We start from the raw sequence: 5,187 nt of genomic DNA, 5'->3' as shown, positions 1-5,187 counted from the left end.
AAGGTGTCGAGCGGTGTTCCTAGTGACACGGATCGGACTTCCTTGTGCCACCACCGCGAACGCCGCTTACCTGGCCTGTTACCCATAACCGTGTCACCAGCACCACCAGGAACTGCGGAACTCCGGCATCGCTCGACCTGGTTGAGCCAGGAGGAGCCGGTCGGGGTGAAGTGGACGTGGAAGCGGGGTGTTTGCCCGGCCACGCCTTGATCTCGGAAGTGTTGTGGGTGGCGTAGTTGTCGCACACGAGGTGCACGTCCAGCCCGGCCGGCACCGGTGACCGGAAACGATCAGCGGGTTGGCGCGTAGGACGCTCCTGCCGGTTGGATGGTGCTGATCACGTTCGATCGGCGCCCTGGAGGCCTGGTGACGCAACCGGAGATGCGGCATGACAAGGCACGAGGCGGGGTGGCAGCAGCGGCCACGGGGGCGATCGGTGCTTCGATCCTGCTGACGATCACCATAGGAATTCTCGGCCCATCGCCCATGGTCCCCTCGCTGAGCGGCCCCGCCTGGTCCCCGCCGTACTCTCTCGACGTCCACCCCAACCAGCATCTGACGATCGCCCTCGCCGCCGCCGCGCTCGTTCTCGGTGGCCTCGGCCTGCTCGCCGCTCTACTCGCCATCCGCATCGCAGCCACGGCCGTCTCCAGGATCCCGATCACTGTCGGATCCGGTTCAGAATTTCCCGCCGGATCCGGTCCCAAGATCCCAGCCGGATCCGATCCAGAGGTGCCCGCCGTGTCAGGTCCGGGAAACGCGGCCCCCGCCTACCCCGGCCATGAAGTGAGCGGAAATCGTGGGACGGCATCGGCGAAATGGCACAGAGGTCTGCCGAGCGCCCGTTCCTTCGTGCTCATCGGGTGCATCGCCGCCGGGGTCCTGGCGTTCCTGCCTCCATCGGGCTCCGGCGACCATCTTAACTACGCCGTGTACGGCCGCATGGTGACACTTTGCCTGAGCCCGTACACTCACGGCGCCGCCGACCTGCCAGGCGATCCCGTCGCCGATGCGGTTGAGGAACCGTGGCGCGAGGAGCCGAGTGTGTACGGGCCGGTGGCGACGGCTCTCCAGGCGGTCGCGAGCTGGGCCGGCGGCGACTCGCTCCGGCTGACGATCTTCGTGCTGGCCCTGTTCAACGCCGCGGCCTTCATCGCGACAGGACTCCTCACAGACCGATTCACGAGGGACGACCCAGTCAGGCGCCTGCGTGCCGCCCTGCTGTGGACGGCCAACCCACTCCTGCTCTACCACCTTGTCGCGGGCATGCACGTAGACACGTTGGCCGTCGCCGGCGTGGTCGCCGCACTCTTGGCCAGGGCCCGGCCCGTGGGGGCAGGCGCCTGCTGGGACTCGGGGTGGCGATCAAACTCAATGCCGGCTTGCTGGCCTGGGCCCGGCCTGGGAACTACGTCGCCGACCCGCCCGCCTAGCCCTCATGGCGGGCTGCGCGTTAGCGCTGGTGGTCGCGGGATACGCGATCGCCGGAGCGGCGGCGATCGCGCCAGTGACACGCACTAGCAAGTCGATCTCACATGCCTCGTTCTGGAAGCTCGTCCAAGGTTGGCTCCAGTCCACGGTCGGGACGGGCAGCGCATATCGCGGCGAAATCCAGGTCGTCTCCCTGCTGGTGCTGGTGCTCGTTGCCTGGTGCCTGCTGCGCTGGGCCTCACACAGCCACTGGTCGTCGCAGATTCAGCCCGCCGCGGGCACGCACCGGTCTCGGGGGAAACCGCAGCACGTTGGGGGTGGGCTGGAGGCGCCGGTGGTGGTGGCGGGGCTGGTGGTGGCGTACCTGTTCGCGACGCCGTACATCCTGCCCTGGTACGACGGGCTGGCGTTCGGCGTGTTGGCGCTCGTGGCGGCCTCGGCCGTGGACGGGTTCGCGGTTGTACACCTGCTGGTGTTGTCTCTCGCCTACCTGCCTGCTCGGGTATTACCTGCTCGGGTCCAGGGGCAGCCCGGCGACCTCGACTGGCTGAGGACCGTGGTCCGGCCTCAGATGGGGTGGGTGCTGCTAGTTCTAACCCTGGGGCTGGTGGCGTGGACGTGGCGAGCCGCAGGGCGCGAACGCAAGCGGCCAACGTCAACGGGACCGCCACCGTCAGCGCCATAGCCGGGGATGGCGATACCCTAGTCGTTCATCAGGAAGCCGACGAACGCGCACGCCAGGGCCTCGAACCGGCCCGCTCGGAACGTCGGCTCTCTGGGCTATCGCTGAGCGTAGACCCGTGGCCTGTCGGCCCGTTCACGATCAAATCCGCGGCACTCTTTGGGTGTCCGGTTCGATCCACGGTAAAGGCTGTCAGCGGTGAGCGCCGAGACGCCAGGCCGCGCCTTCATTGCGGCACCAGCGACTTCATGACAGAGCGGATGGCGACGTTTTCAAATCCGCATCGCCGCGGTAGGCACCTATAGCGAACCTGGAGCATCTGATCACGTTCCGTCACGGTGAACAGAACGGTTTCGCCAGTGATGGGGATGCTCTCCATGTCGGGGGCGTATTCGACATGGAAGCCATGCAGCAGATAGCCCGGTGTGCTCCCGCCCACCACCACTCTCTCACGTCCTTCCAGCACGAAACCGGAAGAACCGTCCAGCACGGAATCGGAAGGGTCTCGGACGGACGTGAGATATTGTTCCACGGCCTCTTCCAACGAGGCTCCGGGCGGAAGCAGGTACACCTGATATTCGGCCCACCAATCGAACAGCCGCCGTGGCGGCTTCGCGGCCATTACCAAGGGTAACGCGTGCCAGGATTGACATCGATCCGCCAGCCGGCCGGATACCCGATTCGAAACTCCGGGCCGACATGGTACTGCACATGCGGCTCCACCCTGTCAGCACTGAACAACAGACAAGCCATAATCACCATCAGGATGATCCGTCGGATCGGTCTCATTCCAACTGTCATCATGAGTGCCATGACGACGAATCTAGTGCTTTGACCACAAACGATCATCGGATTGGGTGATGTTCAAGCAGCCGGCGCCAGCGGTCGGCCACCCCAGCGGATGCCTTTCTCGCTTCGGACGCGGGCGCCTTCACGGCGTTGGGCGGCCAGCATGTCGCGGTGGGAGGCGTGGGCGTTGCCCCAGCGCAGGTACGCATGCAAGGCGCGAGTCTGCACAGTGTGGTTGGGATGGTTGGAATTGGCCACGGTGAACCGGTGCAAACGTCCGAAGGGGGCTCGCCCCGAAGTATGGACACCGGTCGTTATGCGGCGAGCAGCACCCTATCGATGGTCTGCTGCTCGTAGTCGATAGGGCTGAGGTAGCCGAGGGTGGAAACACCGGCAAGATCGTGGCCGACCTAGACACCAGCCTCGCCCTCGGCGGGGACTGCCTAGCCGACATCGCCGCGTTGCGCGCCCAGCCCGAGCTGTTCGGCCCCGTCGCCTCCGATCCGACCGTCTCCCGCCTGATCGACCGGCTCGCCCGCGCTGAGACCAAAGCGCTCAGGACCCTGCGAGCGGCGCGGGCCCTGGCCCGTGAACGCGCCTGGGACCTGGCCGGGGCGAGGGCGCACCGGGCAGTGACGGCGAGCTGATCCCGCTCGACCTCGACGCCACCATCGTCATCGCCCACTCCGACAAACAACACGCCACTATGACCCGGTTGGCTAGGGGGAGCATCGCCGAGCCCGGCAGCAACGTCGCCGCCAAGGCTGGCCTCTACCGCTCCTTCTTCGCCGCGGGGTGGGACCGGCTGGAGCACAAGGCCCCGGGTGGGTCGTGACCATCAACCCCGCGTACACGGGCGGGCGGTGCTCGGCGTGCGGGATCGTGGACCGGGAGGCGCGCGAGAGCCAAGCGCGTTTCGGGGTGCCGGTCCTGCGGATACGCCGGCAACGCCGATGTGAACGCGGCAGGGCATGCCGTCGCTGCGCGGGGAGGCCCACCGCTGGGCGGGCCAGTGAACCGCGGATCTCAACGCAACCCCCTCCTGGTGAGGTAGTCGCTGTTGGAATCGCCCGCCTTCAGACGGGCGGAGGATGTCAAAGTAGGACCAAAGGTCCATGTGCTGTCGATGTCGTGGTGATCGGGGGCGACCTGGCGTGGTTGGCCGCTGGCCGTTACCTGCGCCGGGCCAAGGCGCTACCAGCTGCTGATCGTCCGGTCGGCGACTGTGCGTGCCGTACGCTGCGGCGAGAGCGGCTGCTGGTCGACATCCACGCTGGCATTTCCAAGGCGGGCCATACCGACGTCGCGTTGGGCAAGGACTTCGTGCTCATCGACCACGGCTCGTCAGCACCTGCGAGACCGCTACCGGGAAGGGAAGGGTCACGCGCCTGTCGAGGCCATCGCCCGGCGGGCGCGTGACCTGCCGCATGACGATGAGAGGTCACCTCCGTCCTTGGGCTGTGGCGCGCTGCCGAGGGCGACACCCCCAAAGGCGACCGGCGGGCCCTCCTGGAGGCCGACGTACATGCGGAGCGACCGTGCCGTACCGTCTATCCGGCGGAAGCCATCGGGCGGACCTCCGCACCATTGCTCGATGTCCCTGCGGGACCGGCGGCGGCAGGACCGGCGATGCAGCGGCAGGACGGTGTGCGGCGCGGTCAGCGCGGTCAGCGCGCTCGGCCGTTCGCCGGGCGGGACCGGCCAGTGGATGTGGGCCGGCAGCCACGGGCGAGCCCTGCAGAAGGGCCCACAAGGTCTTGATCGTGGTGGGGTCGGCCAGCAGCCTGAGCGATTCAGCGGCCAGATGGACCCGATCCTTGATGGGCTTCTGGAAGCCGGGCAGAGCGGCGCATGTCAACCATACCGTTCAGGCGATCTTTTGTCGGCGTCGTAGCCCTGACTGGTGGTGGGGACGTTGTCGGACGTCTTGATGCTCTGGGCGTCGATCGCGCCGGCTCACCCTACGCACAGGCCGGTCCCCGTCGTCTTCGGGAGCGTAAGCCCCAGGAGTCACTGCACCTTCAATGAGCTTGCACAGTTTTTCGCTGCAACGGGACACCGGAAACGCGAAATCCCGTCCGATCCAGATGATCGGACGAGATCGCGTCAGCTTCCTCAGGTCGTCTCAAGAAGGTCCCTCGACGAGACAGTTAGTTTTATCCGGCGAACTCGCCGCCCCAGGAGTCGCGCTGGTTGGTTGCGCCGGGGCGCAGCCACCAGTGCTGCAGGCTGTTGTCGGTGCCGCGGGCGAAGGCGGTCAGCTCGTTGTTGAACACGATGGTGGT

General features: G+C 66.8%; 5 protein-coding genes and 3 pseudogenes. 4 read left to right on the top strand and 4 right to left on the bottom strand.

What is annotated here, in order from left to right:
* Window positions 1-128: 128 nt before the first annotated feature.
* Window positions 129-271, bottom strand: a pseudogene (locus tag ACTWPW_RS62935) (transposase); the annotation flags it as partial.
* A gap of 56 nt (window positions 272-327) precedes the next feature.
* Between ACTWPW_RS62935 and mptB the strand changes: the two are divergent.
* Window positions 328-1,521, top strand: a complete 1,194-nt coding sequence (gene mptB / locus ACTWPW_RS62930; protein WP_443174838.1) for a polyprenol phosphomannose-dependent alpha 1,6 mannosyltransferase MptB — start codon at window positions 328-330, stop codon at window positions 1,519-1,521.
* Window positions 1,508-2,116, top strand: a complete 609-nt coding sequence (locus ACTWPW_RS62925; protein WP_443174837.1) for a hypothetical protein — start codon at window positions 1,508-1,510, stop codon at window positions 2,114-2,116. Before mptB ends, ACTWPW_RS62925 begins: the two co-directional genes overlap by 14 nt.
* 223 nt (window positions 2,117-2,339) lie before the next feature.
* Here the strand turns inward: ACTWPW_RS62925 and ACTWPW_RS62920 are convergent, their stop codons facing one another.
* Both ACTWPW_RS62920 and ACTWPW_RS62915 read right to left on the bottom strand, forming a co-directional pair.
* Window positions 2,340-2,735: a hypothetical protein gene (locus ACTWPW_RS62920; protein WP_443174836.1), complete on the bottom strand. Its 396-nt coding sequence runs from the start codon at window positions 2,733-2,735 to the stop codon at window positions 2,340-2,342.
* A gap of 242 nt (window positions 2,736-2,977) precedes the next feature.
* Window positions 2,978-3,190 (bottom strand): annotated as a pseudogene (locus tag ACTWPW_RS62915) (IS630 family transposase); the annotation flags it as partial.
* A 104-nt stretch (window positions 3,191-3,294) separates the two neighbouring features.
* Between ACTWPW_RS62915 and ACTWPW_RS62910 the strand changes: the two are divergent.
* Both ACTWPW_RS62910 and ACTWPW_RS62905 read left to right on the top strand, forming a co-directional pair.
* Window positions 3,295-3,614: pseudogene (locus ACTWPW_RS62910) on the top strand (transposase); the annotation flags it as partial.
* An 882-nt stretch (window positions 3,615-4,496) separates the two neighbouring features.
* Window positions 4,497-4,796 (top strand): hypothetical protein, encoded by a 300-nt coding sequence (locus tag ACTWPW_RS62905; protein ID WP_443174835.1) that lies wholly within the window; start codon window positions 4,497-4,499, stop codon window positions 4,794-4,796.
* 262 nt (window positions 4,797-5,058) lie between these two features.
* Here the strand turns inward: ACTWPW_RS62905 and ACTWPW_RS62900 are convergent, their stop codons facing one another.
* Window positions 5,059-5,178 carry a DUF346 domain-containing protein gene (locus tag ACTWPW_RS62900; RefSeq protein WP_443174839.1) on the bottom strand — a complete coding sequence of 40 codons (120 nt, stop codon included), beginning with the start codon at window positions 5,176-5,178 and terminating at the stop codon, window positions 5,059-5,061.
* Window positions 5,179-5,187: the final 9 nt, after the last annotated feature.

The sequence above is a fragment of the Nonomuraea sp. KM90 genome (genome assembly GCF_052246675.1).
In the GTDB taxonomy this organism is placed as follows: Bacteria; Actinomycetota; Actinomycetes; order Streptosporangiales; family Streptosporangiaceae; genus Nonomuraea.
The sequence above is the reverse complement of the archived record's forward strand: the minus strand, read 5'-3'. Positions and strand labels throughout refer to the sequence as shown.

Coding starts and splice junctions, on each gene's coding strand:
- ACTWPW_RS62920 (WP_443174836.1), bottom strand. CDS start 2,735: ATGGCCGCGAAGCCGCCACGGCGGCTGTTCGATTGGTGGGCCGAATAT.
- mptB (WP_443174838.1), top strand. CDS start 328: ATGGTGCTGATCACGTTCGATCGGCGCCCTGGAGGCCTGGTGACGCAA.
- ACTWPW_RS62905 (WP_443174835.1), top strand. CDS start 4,497: ATGTCCCTGCGGGACCGGCGGCGGCAGGACCGGCGATGCAGCGGCAGG.